11 protein-coding genes are annotated in these 15,479 nt (G+C 68.2%); 4 read left to right on the plus strand and 7 right to left on the minus strand.

Features of this window, described 5'->3' with window-relative positions:
* The 4 genes from AB0M52_RS16930 to AB0M52_RS16945 all read right to left on the minus strand — a co-directional run.
* The coding region (locus AB0M52_RS16930) for a hypothetical protein (RefSeq protein WP_363954177.1) at nt 1–1,075 on the minus strand (1,075 nt) is incomplete at its 3' end.
* A gap of 2 nt (nt 1,076–1,077) precedes the next feature.
* The gene (locus tag AB0M52_RS16935; RefSeq protein WP_363954179.1) at nt 1,078–2,502 is read right to left on the minus strand and encodes a methyltransferase domain-containing protein; all 1,425 of its coding nucleotides are present in this window, start codon (nt 2,500–2,502) and stop codon (nt 1,078–1,080) included.
* A 4-nt stretch (nt 2,503–2,506) separates the two neighbouring features.
* On the minus strand, nt 2,507–3,367 hold the full coding sequence (locus AB0M52_RS16940; RefSeq protein ID WP_363954181.1) for a class I SAM-dependent methyltransferase: 861 nt from the start codon (nt 3,365–3,367) through the stop codon (nt 2,507–2,509).
* Between the two features lie 167 nt (nt 3,368–3,534).
* On the minus strand, nt 3,535–4,005 hold the full coding sequence (locus AB0M52_RS16945; protein WP_363954183.1) for a hypothetical protein: 471 nt from the start codon (nt 4,003–4,005) through the stop codon (nt 3,535–3,537).
* A gap of 522 nt (nt 4,006–4,527) precedes the next feature.
* Between AB0M52_RS16945 and AB0M52_RS16950 the strand changes: the two genes are divergently transcribed.
* Both AB0M52_RS16950 and AB0M52_RS16955 read left to right on the plus strand, forming a co-directional pair.
* Nucleotides 4,528–5,196 carry a response regulator transcription factor gene (locus AB0M52_RS16950; protein ID WP_363954184.1) on the plus strand — a complete coding sequence of 223 codons (669 nt, stop codon included), beginning with the start codon at nt 4,528–4,530 and terminating at the stop codon, nt 5,194–5,196.
* 711 nt (nt 5,197–5,907) lie between these two features.
* Nucleotides 5,908–7,020, plus strand: coding sequence for a PQQ-dependent sugar dehydrogenase (locus tag AB0M52_RS16955; protein ID WP_363954185.1), 1,113 nt, complete (start codon nt 5,908–5,910; stop codon nt 7,018–7,020).
* A gap of 353 nt (nt 7,021–7,373) precedes the next feature.
* Here AB0M52_RS16955 and AB0M52_RS16960 read toward each other — a convergent pair whose 3' ends face one another.
* On the minus strand, nt 7,374–7,937 hold the full coding sequence (locus AB0M52_RS16960; RefSeq protein WP_363954187.1) for a dihydrofolate reductase family protein: 564 nt from the start codon (nt 7,935–7,937) through the stop codon (nt 7,374–7,376).
* Nucleotides 7,938–8,226: 289 nt separating this feature from the next.
* On the opposite strand from AB0M52_RS16960, the gene AB0M52_RS16965 reads away from it, so the two are divergent.
* Complete coding sequence (locus AB0M52_RS16965) at nt 8,227–9,480, plus strand: low temperature requirement protein A (protein WP_363954189.1); 1,254 nt, start codon at nt 8,227–8,229, stop codon at nt 9,478–9,480.
* Nucleotides 9,481–9,704: 224 nt separating this feature from the next.
* On the opposite strand, the gene AB0M52_RS16970 is transcribed toward AB0M52_RS16965, so the two are convergent.
* Together AB0M52_RS16970 and AB0M52_RS16975 are read right to left on the minus strand one after the other, a co-directional pair.
* Complete coding sequence (locus tag AB0M52_RS16970; RefSeq protein ID WP_363954191.1) at nt 9,705–10,670, minus strand: acyl-CoA desaturase; 966 nt, start codon at nt 10,668–10,670, stop codon at nt 9,705–9,707.
* A gap of 91 nt (nt 10,671–10,761) precedes the next feature.
* Complete coding sequence (locus AB0M52_RS16975; protein WP_111220184.1) at nt 10,762–10,965, minus strand: cold-shock protein; 204 nt, start codon at nt 10,963–10,965, stop codon at nt 10,762–10,764.
* Between the two features lie 842 nt (nt 10,966–11,807).
* Here AB0M52_RS16975 and AB0M52_RS16980 point away from each other — a divergent pair.
* Nucleotides 11,808–15,365 carry a hypothetical protein gene (locus tag AB0M52_RS16980; protein WP_363954193.1) on the plus strand — a complete coding sequence of 1,186 codons (3,558 nt, stop codon included), beginning with the start codon at nt 11,808–11,810 and terminating at the stop codon, nt 15,363–15,365.
* The last annotated feature ends 114 nt before the right edge of the window (nt 15,366–15,479 follow it).

Raw genomic sequence — 15,479 nt, forward strand, 5'->3', positions numbered from 1 at the left:
CGTCGGACAGGCTCATGCCGCGTACTCCGAGAATGCGGGCAGCCTCCACTGCGGATGGGCCGTAGGCCTCGGCCCGGCTGAGCCAGTGCTCCACCTCGGCTCGGTATCCCTTCTGGACGAAGAGGAACGCGAGCTCCCGGCACGCGGCGGCGCCTACGGCGTTGTCGCCGCTGCGTTGGGTGTCGGCCATTGCCTGGTGGAGCAGAGTGATGACGTCGCCGCCGCGCCCGCCCTGGGCGTGGATGAGCGCGGAGGCGAGCGCCAGGCGCGCCCGCCCGGCCAGCTGCGAGTCGTTGTCGCCGACCCCGGCGACGGCCCGGCGTAGCTGTGCGATCCCGGTCGTCGCGTTGCCTCCCGACAGTGACGCGTCCGCGAGGTCGAGCAGCGACCGGACGGTCGCCGGGCTTGCCGGAGCGTGGGTGGGCGGGACAGCTGCTGCGGCGATGACGGCGGGCAGCTCTACGTCCAGCTCTCGCCGGAACAGGTCGATGCAGCGGGCGACGTGTGCCCGGGCACCCGGGAGGTCATCGGAGTGCACCATGGCCGATACCAGGACGGCGTGCAGGTCAGCGTTGAGTAGGTCCCGCTCGATGGCCTGCGCGGCGATCCGGGCGGCGGCGGCGGGCTGCCCGCTGCTCAGCAGTTCGACCGCCAAGCGGTAGCCCAGCGCCCGGCAGTCGGTGGCCAGCCGCTGCCGCTCGACGCTCAGCCACGTGTCGAACGCGGGCGAGTCGTCGAAGGTGAGCCCTTCGAGCAGCTCGCCCTGCGTTGTTTCAGCTAGGGCCAGTACATCGATCACGATGTCGTCGGCGAGGGTGTAGGTCAGCGGATCGCCCCCGATCGAGATCCGGCCGCCTAGCGCCCGGCGTACCTCGGCCAGGTTCCAGCGCAGCGCGGCCCGGGGATCCTCGGCCTTCTCGAACAGCATGTACACCAGGCGCTGCCGGCTGGGCGCGCGCTCGGCGAGTAGCAGGAAGGCGAGCAGGCCCCAGGCTTTGCGCCCGCGCGGGCCGTCCATCACCGTCGTGTCCCGCACGATGCGGGGCGGCCCGAGGAGGTGGACAACCGTTTTCATGATCATGCTCCTGCGGGTGCGGGTGCGGGTGCGGGTGCGGGTGCGGGTGCGGGTGCGGGCGGGCGACCGAACGTGACGGCATCGAGCACGTCCTTGGGGGTACTCGCGCGCAGCTGCCAATCCGGCACGGACCCCAGGGCATCGTTGACCGTGGAGAACGCTATTCGCAACGCGATGTACGCGGTGATGGCCAGGATCTGCGCCTCTCGGTAGCCGGCGTCGCGCAGCGGCTGCACGTCGGCGGCGACGGTGGCGTTCGCGTCGGCCGTGACCGCCCGTGCCCACCGGGCCAGCGCCCGTTCCCGGTCATCGAGCAGGCTGTCGTCCCCGGACAGTACCCCCGAGGCGAGCCCCGGTGACGTGGCAGCCGCCAGCTTGCCGCCCCATGCCAGCGCGCAGTACGAGTCAGCAAGCGTCGATGCTGTGGCGGTGACCAGGATGCCCCGGTCGCGCACGGACAGGCCCGCGGTCTTCGTGACGTGGCCGAGTGTACGGAACAAACTGTCCAGGGCCTCGGCGTCGTGCGCCCAGAGCCGGGTGGTGTTCATGACGTAGCCCAGTTCGGCGTGGTCGTCCTCGTAGGTCGTGCGGGCCTGCTGCGACAGCTCCGCTGGCTCGTCGAGGAAGGGTCGTCCGATGTTGCCGGGCGCCGACGCGATGAAGCCGACGAGGTTGATCTCGGCTCGCAGCGGCAGGCCCTCGCGCTGGTACTCCTGCGCGAGCTGGGCCGCGTCGGCGAGGAATTGCTCCTCCCCGACCGCTTCGATGGCCTCATAGCCAGGGCCGGTCGCGGCCAGCGCCCGGGCGAACGACTCGGGGTCGGCGAACTCCCACACGCACGGGATGCTGACCCGGCGTATGGCCTCGAAGCCGTGCCGGGCCAGCAGGTGCTCGCCGACGCCAGGCTTGCCGAGGTTGTTCATGGCAGCCTGGTGGGCGACCTGCGGCTGGGGCGCCCACTGGAACGGGCGCAGCGCCCACGCCCCCGGCGAGGCCTTGACGTGGCCCCAGACCGTCATGCCGAACCTGCCGCCGGACCGCAGCACCCGGCGTACCTCGTCGAGGACCTCAGGCGTGGTGCCCCAGATGCCGCGGAAACTAGTGACGACGTCGAACGCCGCGTCGGCCCACGGCAGCTCGCGCATGTCACCGACCCGCAGGTCGGCCACCGGGCTGCGGTCGCGGGCGACCGCGATCAGCCGCGGCGACGCGTCGATGCCCGCGAGCGTGGCGCCCCTTGCGGTGCCGAGCTCGACTGCGAGCCCGGCACCGCACGCCACATCGAGTACGCGGGTTCCCCGCCCCACCCCCAGGTGCTGGTGCATTGCCACATACTCGCGCACGTTCTGCGGTTCGTGGACGGTCGCCGCATCGACCGCCTTGCGACCCCATCCGGCATCGGCCAGCGTCCACTGTGGCGCGCTCATCGTCTTACGCCTTGCGCGCTGTCAGCAGCAGGTACTCCCACGGCATGCTGCCGCCGTCCGCGCCGAAGCGCCGCCCGAGCTCGACCAGCGCCGCGTCCAGCGCAGCGACCTTCTCCGGGTCCTCGCCGATGTGCCGGTAGGTGGCGATCGTCGGCCCATAGCAGGCCTTGAAGAAGTCGCGGAACTCCTCGGCGCTGCCGAACCGGTCGACGGTCAACGCCGCTGTGCGCGCGTCGACGTTCACGACGCGGTCACCGAGCAGCTCGCGTACGTGCTGCTCGTCGCCCCACAGCGGGGGCGGCAGAGCACCGGGCGGGGGCGGCGGCGAGTACGGCTTCATCGCCGCGAACATCTGCCCGATGAACCCAGCCGGAGTCCAGCTGAGCACCGAGATCGTGCCACCGCTACAGCACACACGCGCCAGCTCGTCGGCCGCGACCTGGTGGTGCGGCGCGAACATCACGCCCACGCACGAGATCACCGCGTCGAAAGAACCCATCGGGTAGGGCAGTGCCTCAGCGTCGCCAGTTTCCCACCGAACAGGAAGGTCACCAGCCTGCCTCCGGCCCGCCGCCAACAGCTCAGGCGTCAGATCCGACGCCGTCACATTCGCACCGACCCGCGCAGCCGGCAGAGCTGCGTTGCCCGAACCCGCCGCGACGTCCAACACCCGCTGCCCGGATTTGATGCCTGCGGCCTGGACGAGGACCGGCCCCAGCGTCGCGATCACCTCACTCGCGACCGCGGGATAATCACCCAGCGCCCACAGCGCCCGATGCCGCGCCTTAAGCACCCGGTCCGCCTCCGCCTCTGTTTGCGTCGTCATGACATCCTCCTCAGCCTTCTTGCCCGTGACTGGGTCCACGATGCGCGGCGGGCGTGTGAAGCGGTGTGTGACGGGCCTGTCAGGTAGCAGACGGCTTCCGGTGACGCGGCTCTGCCGAATGGAGGCGCAGTCCGGCGAGGAGGAGTTCGATCATGCAGCGGGCGTCGTACCGGCAGTGCCTGTTCGCACAGAGAAACCTGGATCTACTACCGGTCGATCGATCGTCGTCGCGCCCGGCTCACAGTTGTCCCGACGAGATAGCCAACCGCCGTTACGGCGACAATCGCCCACAAGACCTGCATGGGCCACGGAATAACCCACGCGATCGTCGGGGCAGTGAGGGCGGTGTAATGACGTGAGGTTTCGGGAATGCTGACTTCCCACTCGAAGTTCTCGTCCGGAGCCGTGGTGAGTACTTGCCACTGCGTGCTGACGGGCACGCCGTGGACCGGGCCTGAACCGGTCACACCACCGATCCGGGTCCAGCGCCCCACGCACCGACTGAGCTGCCTCTCCAACCGGTCGTAGGTGACGTAGCAGTGGTCCACCGCAACCCGAGCAGGCGCCGGTACGACGCCCGCCACATAGGCCATCGCGGCTACCGCGGCCACGGCTGCGACGAGGCCGATCCGCGCGGCCGCTCGCCTTATGGTCGGGGGGACGAGAGTGACTGGCATGATGCCCCTCTCTCAGCTCTGGCAGCGATCCCTTTGGGAGGTGAGCCTCCCAAGGCCCATCCATAGGCTTCACTTGCACCTCGCGGCAGCCACGGTCGGGGAGCCGCGGGGACGTACGCGATCGAGCTCAGCCGAACGGATCGGCCGGGTAGGGCGCTGGCATCCACGGCGGGCGGACGCCATCGAACTGCCGTGGAGCGGTTTGGCATACGGATGATGGCGGCGTGCCAGCCATGTGCCATTAGTGTGCCATTGGGCGAGGACAACAGGGGTTAGCCGAGGCCAGGCGAGAGTGTCGAGACCAGGCCGCCGAGCCGGTGGCGTGCCGGAGATCGACAATTCCCAAGCTGACGCTTCGGGCCGGGGCGGTCCGCATCCACCGCGCATCGAGGGGGAGGGCGGGTACGGAATCCGGGGGATGGCGGAGCGGGCGAGGAGCCTGGGTGGCTGGTTGACGGCCGGACCCGAACCGGAGGGCGGCTTCCGGGTACGGGCCTGGCTGCCTGCGCGGGAACGGTTGCCATGATCCGGGTGCTGCTGGCCGACGACCAGGCGCTGGTGCGTAGTGGTTTCCGGGCGCTGCTGGAGCGGGCGGACGACATCGCGGTGGTCGGCGAGGCGGCCGACGGGGACGAGGCGATCGCGTTGACCCGCGCACACCGCCCGGACGTGGTGCTGATGGACGTGCGGATGCCGGGCACCGACGGGCTGACCGCGACCCGGCGCATCCTGACCGACGAACGGTTACCGGGCGTGCGGGTGTTGATGCTGACCACGTTCGAGTTGGACGAATATGTCTTCACGGCGTTGCACGCGGGCGCGAGCGGATTCCTGTTGAAGGACATCGAGCCGGACGACCTGCGGCAGGCGGTACGCACCGTGGCCCGTGGGGACGCGATGCTCGCGCCCACCGTGACCCGGCGGCTGATCGCCGCGTTCGTGAACAGGCTCGGCGGCCCCGAGCTGGCACCCGAGCGGCTCGCCGGGCTCACCCCACGCGAACGCGAAGTGGTCACCCTCGTCGCCGCAGGGCTGTCCAATCAGGAAATCGGCGGACGGTTGAGAATGAGCCCGGCGACCGCGAAGACCCACGTGAACCGTGCGATGGCCAAGCTCGGTGCGCGCGACCGCGCACAGCTGGTGGTCTTCGCCTACCAGTGCGGGCTGGCCGGCCTTCCGCCGCCGAGGTGAGCCGCGTACTCGCGCCCGCAGGGCGTCCCACCCGCGGTGCCGCCACCACATCTGGCGTACCGCGTCTGCGGTACGGCCGGAACTGCGTCGGGTGGATGGGGCCGCCCTCGCCCGACCCTAGCGTGGGTTGCATGACTACCTATCCCCAATCTCAACGTGAGCTGCCCGTGCTTCTGCGACGCATCGGTGGGGCCGGACTGATGCTCGGGCCGGCTCTGCAGGCCGTGGACGCCTTCTTCTGGCGGGACGGCACACAGGGAATCGCGGCCGCACCGTTCACGGTCATCTCCGTGGCGGCCTGGTTGGTCGGCCTGATCGCCGTGTTCCGGGCACTGGAGAAACGCGTGCCCCGGTACACCGCCATCGGCCTGCCCCTCGCCGTGTACGGGACGGTGGGCGGAGTGGCCTTCGGCGTGCAGGGCATGGACGAAGAGCTGCTCGGGGTGGCGCATGGGGAGGCTGGGGGCGCGTCTCATGGCCGGCGGACTCGCTCCGGGGCGCTCCGATGGCCCGTCCGACCCGGCCGACCGCGGTATCAAGCCCGGGCGAATCCGAGGGCGGTGGGCGGCTCGGACCCACGGAGCGGCAGCCCCTCGATCTTGATCCGGTGACGCGTGTCTCGACGGCTGCTCTTTTCGTCAGTTTTCGCTGTGGCCTGCTTGGCTGTGGTCAGGGCAACGTGATGGACCAGAAGACCGTCAGAGGAGACGAATGCGAAGCAGAGTGTGGGTGGGATCGGTGGCGGTCCTGCTGGCAACCGGTGTCGCCGCGTGCGACAGCAGCAGCGGGAACGAGACGGGCGCGGGAGCGGGACCCGTGGTGACGAGTACGGCGAGCAGTTCCCCGTCCGCGGCACCCGACCTCGACGCAGCGGAGGAACTGGCCCGAGGCATCGACGTACCGTGGGGCCTGGCGTTTCTGCCCGACGGCGACGCGCTGATCGCCGAGCGGGACACCGGCCGGATTCTGCGCCTGACCCCCGGCGGCGGCGCCCCGCAGCAGGTCGCCGAAGTGCCCGGCGTGGCGGCGGCCGGTGAGGGCGGACTTCTTGGCCTCGCCGTCTCCCCGAACTTCGCCACCGATGACCTGGTCTACGCCTACCTCACCGCCGCCGACGACAACCGCATCGTGCGGTTCCGGCTCAGCGGTGGCCAGCCCGAGGTGGTTTTCTCCGGCATCGCCAAGGCGAGGTTCCACAACGGCGGGCGGATCGCGTTCGGTCCCGACGGCATGCTCTATGCCGGCACCGGCGACGCCGGAAACACCTCCAGCTCCCAGGATCCGGCGAGCCCCGCCGGCAAGATCCTGCGGCTGACCCCGGACGGCGATCCGGCGCCCGGCAACCCCACCACCGGTTCGCCGGTCTACAGCCTGGGCCACCGCAACGTGCAGGGCCTGGCGTGGGATGCCGACGGCCGGCTGTTCGCCACCGAGTTCGGGCAGAACGACGTCGACGAGGTCAACCTCATCGAGGCCGGTCGCAACTACGGCTGGCCGGAGGTCGAGGGCGACGGGGACACCGCAGGTGGCCGCTACACCAACCCGCTGGTCACCTGGCCGGTGCGCGAGGCGTCTCCGTCCGGCATCGCGATCACCGGCGGTACCGCCTACGTGGCCGCGTTGCGTGGTGAGCGGCTGTGGGTCATCCCGCTCGACGGTGATCGGCTCGGTGAGCCGTCTGCCCAGCTGACCGACCGGTACGGGCGGCTGCGCAGTGTGCAGGTGGCTCCGGACGGTGCGCTGTGGGTCACGACCTCGAACACCGACGGACGCGGCGACCTCCGCGACGGTGACGATCGCATCGTGCGCTTTCCCGCTCGGTGAATGTCGGGCCGTGGCTACGTTCATCACTGCGGTAGCCACGGCCGCCACCGTTCACGTGCTGTAGCGGGCTGCCGTGGAACCGCGGGGGCCGCGACGCGGGCATCCCGGCAGGCATGCTCGCGGCCCCGGCCCCGCACGTGCTCCTGGCCGCCTGGATCCTATTCGCCGTCGCCTCGCTTGACACCGCCGAGGCCAGGGGCGCGTGTGTCGTGTCCGCCTACCTCGGGGTGTTCCTGACGCTCGGGTGCTCGCCCTCGACCGTTCCTTCTACCGAACCACCCGCGCCTGGGCCGGGGGTCTGGCGATCGGCACCCTGCTGGGTGCGCGCGCCGTCGCCGTGGTGACGCTCGCGGTCACGGCCTGACCGGCCGGTACCGCACACTCAGCTCGGCCGTGGGGTCGCCGGCGCCGACCCGGTGGAGGTAGTGCGGCCGGCCACCGGGGAGGTCCAGCAGCCGGATGCCGTCGCCGAGCAGCACGGGCGCGATGTGCAGGTTGATCTCGTCGAGCAGCCCGCGTTCGAGAAGCTGGCCACCGATCGTCGGCGAATGCACTTCGACGTTCCTGCCGCCGGCAGCGGCCAGCGCGATCCGCACTGCCTCGGCCACGTCACAGTCCAGGAACGTGACGCCGTCGGCGGGCTTGGCGTCCTCGGGGTGGTGGGTGAGCACAAAGAGTGGTCCGGTCCAGGCACCGCCGTAGACCATGCGGGGATCCGGGAAGTGGTCCCAGCCGCGCCGGCCGCCCAGGATCGCGCCGGTGGTCCGGACGTACTCGTCGATCAGGCCCGGCTGGGGCGAGATGCCGGTCATCATCCAGTCCATCTCGTGGTTCGGCCCGGCCACGAACCCGTCCAGGGACATGGTGAAGTGCCAGAGCACTTTGCCGTTCGCGGTCTGCGGTTCGATGTCGCTCACTGCTGTCTCCTCTGCCGGCTGATTGCCTCGTGCGATATTGAGACGGCATCCACCGCGAAACCTCATCAGTCCAGGGTCAGTGGGAGGTTGAACGACGGGATCAGGGCCGGCTCGTGGAACACGAGGATCTCGGTTATCCGGCCGTCGCGCACCGGCAACTCGCCCCGCTGCCGCTCGGCACGTTCGGGGAAAATCGGTCACCGGGCGGTGGCCGTCCGGCGTAGCACGATTCACGTCACGCGGGCGGGAATCCCGCGATCATGCCCCGCCGATGGGGCGGCATGGCAGCGTGGCTGCGTGGCAGGCCAGCGAGGCGGGGTTGACGATGACGGCAGGTGGGCGCTCCGGCCTGCTCCGGACGCCGTCTAGCCCGCAACAGGCGACGTTCCTCGAGCTGTTCTTCGACCTGGCCTTCGTCTTCGTCATCCAGCGGATCGCCCTGCGAATCACCGAACAACTGGCCCGTCCCGGCGTCGCCGACCAGTGGTTCGCTCTCCCCGCGGTGGGCAAGACGTTACTGCTGCTGTATCCGTTGACCTCGGTTTGGACTGTGGCCGCGTGGACGACGGCCAGGCTCGACCCGCGCCGGCTGCCGGTGCAGGCCGTGACCATCGCGACCATGTTCGGTGTCCTGATCATGTCGGCCGCGCTGCCCAGCGCGTTCCATGGCGGCGGTCTGGCCTTCGCCGTGCCGTACGTCGTCATGCAGGTCGGCCGGTACGTCGTCTTCGAGATCATGCTGCGCGGCCACGAACTGCAGGACACGGTGACGCGCCAGCTCGTCTGGTTCAGCCTGACGGGCATCCTGTGGATCGCCGGCGCGTTCACCCACGACCAGACCCGGGTGGTGCTGTGGGTTGCCGCCGCGGGCTTGGAATTCCTGGCGGCACGGGTCGGGTGGCCTGTGCCGAAGCTCGGCGCGCGACGAGCCACGGTATGGGCCGCCGCCGGCGAGCACCTGGCGGACCGGTACCGGCAGTTCCTTCTGATCGCCCTCGGTGAGTCCGTCCTGGCCCTCGCCCTCGCCTACACCGGCGGCCTGTACGACGTCGAATCGACAGCCGCGTTCGTGATCGGGTTCGCCACCACCGTCCTGCTCTGGCGGGTCTACTTCTACCGGGCCGGGCAGATCCTCGCCGAGGCGCTCGCCGCATCGAAGAATCCGAGTCACCTCGGCCGAGTGGCTGCCTTCGCCCACTGGATCATGATCCTCGGCATCATCATCATCATCACCGCCGTCGGCTATGAACTGGTCATCCCTCACCCGTTCGGCCACACGATGCCGGCCTGGGTGGTGGTCATCCTCGGCGGCCCCGCCGTGTTTGTCGCCGGACGCGCCCATTTCGAGTACGTGGTGTTCGCCCGGGTCTCCCGGCCGCGGGTAGTCGGGGTCGTCATCCTCGTCCTCGCCGCCCCGCTGATGCTCCTCCTACCACCGGTGCTGGTGTCCCTCACCGCCGCGCTGGTCCTCACCGGGATCGCCGCCGCCGACGCCGTACAGGCCCGCGGGAAACCACTGGAGGCCGCATCGCCACCCAGGTGAGCGATCCGCGAACCAAACGGCCGTCGGCGGAGTCGGGGTGCTGGCCGCCGCGCCGAGCGCGGCCGGGATCGGGCACGCGGACGACGTGGCGCACGTCTTGGACGTAGTGCGCCGGATACGTGAGCACGGGCCGGTGATCCTAGTCAGGCACAGTCGGGGCGGCCTCACTCTGACCGGTGTCGGCAACGCAGCGCCGGAGCCGGTGGCCACCTAGAAGCGCAGCCCTAACGCGCGCGCTTCGCGTCCAGCCGTTCGGGCACCGGCCAACGCACATCGCGGGCCAGCCCGAGCTTCTCGAAGATCCAGATGAGCCGGGCGGCGGGGTCGAGCTGGCCGCGCAGGACTCCGTGACGGGCTCCCGTCGGATCGGCGTGATGGGAGTTGTGCCAGCTCTCGCCGAAGGAGAGGATCGCCAGGGGCCAGAAGTTGGTGGCCCGGTCCTTGCTGACGAAGGGCCGATCGCCCACGACGTGGCAGATGGAGTTCACCGACCAGGTGACGTGGTGCAGCACGGCCATCCGGACCAGCCCGGCCCAAAAGAAGGCACTCAGCGCGCCCGCCCAGGTGCCGGTGACGAGGCCGCCGATCAGTGCGGGCGTGAGCAGGGACACCGCGACCAGCGGCCCGAAGAGGCGGTCGACCACGCGGATGTCGCGGTCGGCGAGCAGGTCCGGGGCGAAGCGGGACCGGTTGCTCAGCTCTCGCCGGAACATCCAGCCGATGTGGGCATGGAACAGGCCCTTGAGCACCGCGGTGACACTCGTGCCGTAGCGCCAAGGCGAGTGGGGGTCGCCTTCGCGGTCGGAGAAGGCGTGATGGCGGCGGTGATTGGCGACCCACTGTGTCGGCGAACCCTCGACGGCGAGCGATCCAGCCACGGCCAGCGCGATACGCAGTCCGCGCCGCGCCTTGAACGACCCGTGGGTCAGATGGCGGTGATACCCGGCCGCGATGCCGAACCCGCTGATCAGATAGGTGATGATCGCCAAGGTCAGGTCGACGCCGGACAGTCCCCAGCCCCACGCGACCGGCATGGCGGCGAGGAGAGCAACGAACGGGGTGACCACGAAGATCCAGATCGCGACCGCACCTGCTCTGGTCTGCGGCGCGGCGAGCAGCGGCTTAGGTTCGTTCACGGTGCGGGGGACATCGAGGCGATCGACGACCGCCGGCGGACTGGTCGCGCCCATGCGACTCCTGTCTCAGATTCGGTGGGGTTTGTGCTGGCCCGTTAGCGGCTGGCCGGGAGCCCGACGGGTTCCCGGCCATGATCACGATTGCTCAGAGGACGCGTACGCCCGCTGCCTGCGGGCCCTTCTGGCCCTGCACGATGTCGAACTCGACCCGCTGGCTCTCGGCGAGGCTGCGGAAGCCGTTCGACTGGATCTCAGAGAAGTGGACGAAGACGTCGGCGCCGCCGTCGTCGACGGAGATGAAGCCGAAGCCCTTGTCGTCGTTGAACCACTTCACAGTGCCCTGTGCCATATGTCTCCTCCTTGGGAGTGGGAGCCGCACCCTGCGGCTATCCGAGCCGTTTGCCCCGGCGGCCACATCCGCCCCAAGAGGAAGACGACACCACCCGCGCTACCTGATCCGCGGATGTCAAAAGATCAACTACTGAAATACGCAAAATCACGACCTGTCGAAATCAACTCTCCCACACCTGCCCTTATTCCTGCGCGGGCGGATTCGGCCCTCTCCTGGAAACGCTGTGACGAGGACAGACGCGGGCACGGTCGCCGGCGCCACGGACGTAAGACCCAGGCGGACGACGTTGCTGCCTACCTCGAACGGCGTGCCCGTGAGCACCAACAGGATGTCGAAGCGGCGGGTTCGCCGGGGTAGATGCGGTACGGGACCCGGACGTGCTCGACGCCGACGAGGGCCACGGTGGCACCCGCCGAAGTGGGGTCGGATATTCCCGGAGTCACCCGCGTCGAGCTGGCCATCAGCCTGCCAGCCGGTCTCGGACCAGCCGCCACCCATTACAGATCTACCCGGTCGTCGTCGATCTCGCCGCTGGCGGGATCGCGGTGGCGGTGGCGTGCCGGGCTGTCGCCTTCAGGTAAGGAGAGGCCGAGACTCGCCGGCATCGATGGCCGGTAACGGCCAACCTTGGTTGCGGGCACTACACAGGGCGAATCAAAGTCGGTATCTTCAATGGCCAGTTGAATCGATTCAACCTGAGTCAATGCGACTCGGGACCGTCGGAGCCGCCCGAATTTGCCGACCAAACGTTGCTCAGGGGAGAGAAGATGTCAAATGATCCACGTTGGCCTAGAGCACTGAAGATCGGGCTCGCGGGCGTTGCTGGGTGCGCACTCGTCGTGAGCGCTGCAGCGACCGGCGCGGCGGCGGCTACTGAGCCGCCCGCACCTGTGAGTGTTGCAGCGACCTCCGCGGCCTCCGGTTTTGCGGAGCAGCTGGAGAGCAGGTACGTCGATCCGGACCGGGTCTTCAGCACGGACGTGCGCTGGTGGCTCGGCGAGGCGTCGCACACCGACGAGACCCTCCTGGAAGAGATCCAGGCTCTCTACGACTCTGGGTTCCGTGGCGTGGAGCTGGCCATGCAGGGCGACAACGCCGCGCCAGACGCGACGTATGCCTACGGCACCGAGATGTGGACCCACAAGTGGAACTTGATGATGAACAAGCTCCTCGACCTGGGCATGGGCGTCTACCTCACCTCGGGCACGAACTGGGCAACCTCGAACGTGCCCGGGCTGGATCCGACAAGCCAGGCGGCCATGCAGAACCTGACTCTGGGCACCGGGACGGTGAACGCCGGCGCGAGCGTGACGGTGCTGCCGACGCCAGCGGCGAATGCGCGCAGGGCTGGGGCGAAGTTCGTGACCGCATACGCGTACGAGCTGGTTGAGGGAGTTGCCGTTGACGCGGACAGCTTCATCGACCTGGCGCCTTTGGTGTCGCAGGGCGCGGACGCTTGGACGCAGAACTTGAACTGGACAGCTCCCGCCTCCGGGAACTACCAGGTGTTCGCGATCTGGACGCAGGGGACATATCAGACTTCCAGCCCGTCCGCTCAGCCGAGTTATGCCACGAACTACTTCGATGTGCGTGGCGTGGAGGCGCTCAAGGAGTTCTGGGAGGAGCACTACCTGAGCGATCCCGACCTGGTGACGAAGTTCAAGCAGGGCGATGTCCAGCTGTTCATGGACTCTCTCGAAATTCACCCCGGCGGCGGAGCCGAATTTCAGGCGCCCGTGGCGACCGCGACCCAGTTCACTTTCTGGGCGGAGGACATGGCCGAGGAGTTCCAAGCGCGGAAGGGCTACGACATCACGCCGTACCTCTTCTTGATCAGGGGCGTCAAGTCCTTGGTTTACGACCCCTATCACTCCGTGGGCACCACCGGGGTGTACCGGCTGGCTGGTGACGAGGAGCGTCGTCAGGCCATCATCAATGATTGGCTCGACGTGCAGACGCAGCTGTACATGGAGCGGATGCTGACTCCCCTGAAGGAGTGGCTGAACTCGGTGGGCATCAAGACCCGGGCGCAGATCTCCTACGGTAAGCCGATTGAGAACTCCGAGCCCATCATGGCTGTGGACTACCCGGAGGCGGAGAACTTCAACCAGTACAACCAGGTGGACATCTTCCGCCTGTGGACCGGAGGTTCCAAGCTCGAGAACAAGGTGCTCTCCACCGAGACGGGAGCGCAGATGGCAATATACAACAACACTGCGCAGCGGGATCTCGAGGACGCCTACTCCGCCTTTGCTGCCGGCTTCCAGCGCATTGTCTGGCATGTCTGGGGTGCCGGCTACAGCTACGGCAATACTCAATGGCCCGGGCACAATCCGACCGGCTTCCGGCACTTCGGCACACGTCATCCGTCTGCGGCGGACTACGACGAGTTCAACGCGCACCTGGGTCGTGTGCAGCAGTTGCTGCAGACGGGGAAGTCACGCACCGATGTCGGGTTCATCCACCAGAACTGGACGCAGGGCGTGCGCTTCGGCGGTGGCGTCGCAAACGACAACACCGAGATGAACTGGCAGCTCGCCCATCAGGGTGTGTACTACCGTTCGACGGAGTTGCAGGACAACGGCTACACGTACGACTACTTCAGCCCGAAGTTCCTGTTCGACGACGATGTCACATTCGATGAGACCACCAAGACCATCGAGAAGGCCGGCTACAAGGCCCTGGTCCTGTACCAGGACTGGCTGGACATCGATGGTGCCAAGCGGATTCTCGATTGGGCGAAGAAGGGCCTTCCGGTGGTCATCCTGGAGGGCGCTGGTTCGCGTACGCCGCTCAACGACGGCAAGGGCGCGGAACTCGCGGCGGTCATGGCCAACCTGAAGACGCTGTCGACGGTTCGGACGGCGGAGGTCTTCGACATCCCGGCCGGCGGGTACTTCAGTGGCGACCCGGGCGGGTATGACGACAACGTCATGGAGAAGCTGCAAGAGCTGGGCGTGTATCCGACGACCGGGTACTCGGAGTGGAACCACCAGCTGCTCACGCAAACCCGTCAGGATGACGCCGGCAACGAGTACGTCTACGTCTACAACTACGACGACGGCTCGTACCACCAGTTCAGCCACAAGGAAAGCGTCCGGAACGAGGACCACGGCACCAACATCAAGACCGACATCGTGAAGGACGGGAAGTTCATCCCGTACGTCATCGACGCATGGACCGGCGAGGTGACCGAGCTTGCTGGTTACCGGTGGGAGGACGGCAAGACCGTGGTCCCGATCGACCTCGACTACAACAACATCGAACTGTTGGCGTTCGAGAAGGTCGACAGCGAGAAGCTGCACGTCATCTCCACGACCGCCGACTCGGCGCATGCTGTTGCCGATGGTGTTGCCGTCCGCGAGACCGAGAGCGGAAACGTGAAGACGGTGCTGAGCAACGGCAAGCAATACGAGAAGGCCGTGACGGTCCCGGCGGCGTACGACATCACCGACTGGGATCTGACGGTCGAGTCATGGCGGCCGAACGCGACCGCTGGGAACCTGACCCGCACGGAGACGATTGACGGCGTGACGACGACCAACCGGAAGACGTCCACGGTGAAGACTCCGATCAACGTGGCGCTGGACACGCTGACGACCTGGAACAACATCCCTGAGGTCGGCAATGCGGTTTCCGGCACGGGCCACTACGAGGCCACCTTTACCTGGGACGCCGACAGCGCCTCCGGTGCCTATCTCGACTTCGGAAACACGCTGGAATCGAGCATGAAGGTGTGGATCAACGGTCAGAAGGTCGGCGGGCACGTCAGCACCAACCCGACGAAGGCGAAGAAGGACGTCGGCGGTGTCGGCAAGCCCACCATCGATGACGGCACCGGTCAGCAGGTGCCCCTGGTGGGCACGGACCTCTACACGGGTGGGATCAACTGGACCAAACCCATCGTGGACGTCAGCCCGAATCTCATCGACGGAGAGAACGAGATCGTTATCGAGTACCACTCGGTGCTCTCGAACGTCCAGCTCAACCGCGGTGTCATCGCGCAGGGGCTGAACCAGCGCGGCTGGTGGGGCAACGACCAGGTCTACCTCGAGTTCGGTCCGCGCCAGGCGAAGATCGTTCCGTTCGTCGATCTGCGGTACGACGCCAACGCACCGGAACTCGCAGTCGCGGTGGATCCGGAGGTCGTGTTCCCGCCGAACAACAAGTGGCGCGCCGTGACGTTCGACATCGACGCGTCCGACGACTCGGGTGAGGTCGAGGTGGCACTCGTCGACGCGACGGCCGAGGGCCACAAGGCCGACGTCCGGGTCGTCTCCGACACCGAGGCTCGGGTGCTCGCCCGGAACGGCGCTGTCTACACCTTCGTGTTCGATGCGACCGACCCGAGCGGCAACACCACCACCAAGGAGGTCAGGGTCCGGGTCGGTCGCTAGGCCGCACACGACCCCCACGGCGCGCCGCCCCGTCCAGGCGGCGCGCCGTCGCCTCCAGGCCCTCGCCGACACTGCGCGCCGGCGTACGAGTGCCCCGCTCGGCGGCCGGCACGG

This window comes from Micromonospora sp. NPDC051296, from assembly GCF_040682255.1.
Taxonomy (GTDB): Bacteria; Actinomycetota; Actinomycetes; order Mycobacteriales; family Micromonosporaceae; genus Micromonospora; species Micromonospora craterilacus.

Excerpts from the sequence above, each read along its gene's own strand:
- AB0M52_RS16935 (WP_363954179.1), bottom strand. The coding sequence starts at position 2,502 with ATGAGCGCGCCACAGTGGACGCTGGCCGATGCCGGATGGGGTCGCAAG.
- AB0M52_RS16945 (WP_363954183.1), bottom strand. The coding sequence starts at position 4,005 with ATGCCAGTCACTCTCGTCCCCCCGACCATAAGGCGAGCGGCCGCGCGG.
- AB0M52_RS16950 (WP_363954184.1), top strand. The coding sequence starts at position 4,528 with ATGATCCGGGTGCTGCTGGCCGACGACCAGGCGCTGGTGCGTAGTGGT.
- AB0M52_RS16955 (WP_363954185.1), top strand. The coding sequence starts at position 5,908 with ATGCGAAGCAGAGTGTGGGTGGGATCGGTGGCGGTCCTGCTGGCAACC.
- AB0M52_RS16970 (WP_363954191.1), bottom strand. The coding sequence starts at position 10,670 with ATGGGCGCGACCAGTCCGCCGGCGGTCGTCGATCGCCTCGATGTCCCC.
- AB0M52_RS16975 (WP_111220184.1), bottom strand. The coding sequence starts at position 10,965 with ATGGCACAGGGCACTGTGAAGTGGTTCAACGACGACAAGGGCTTCGGC.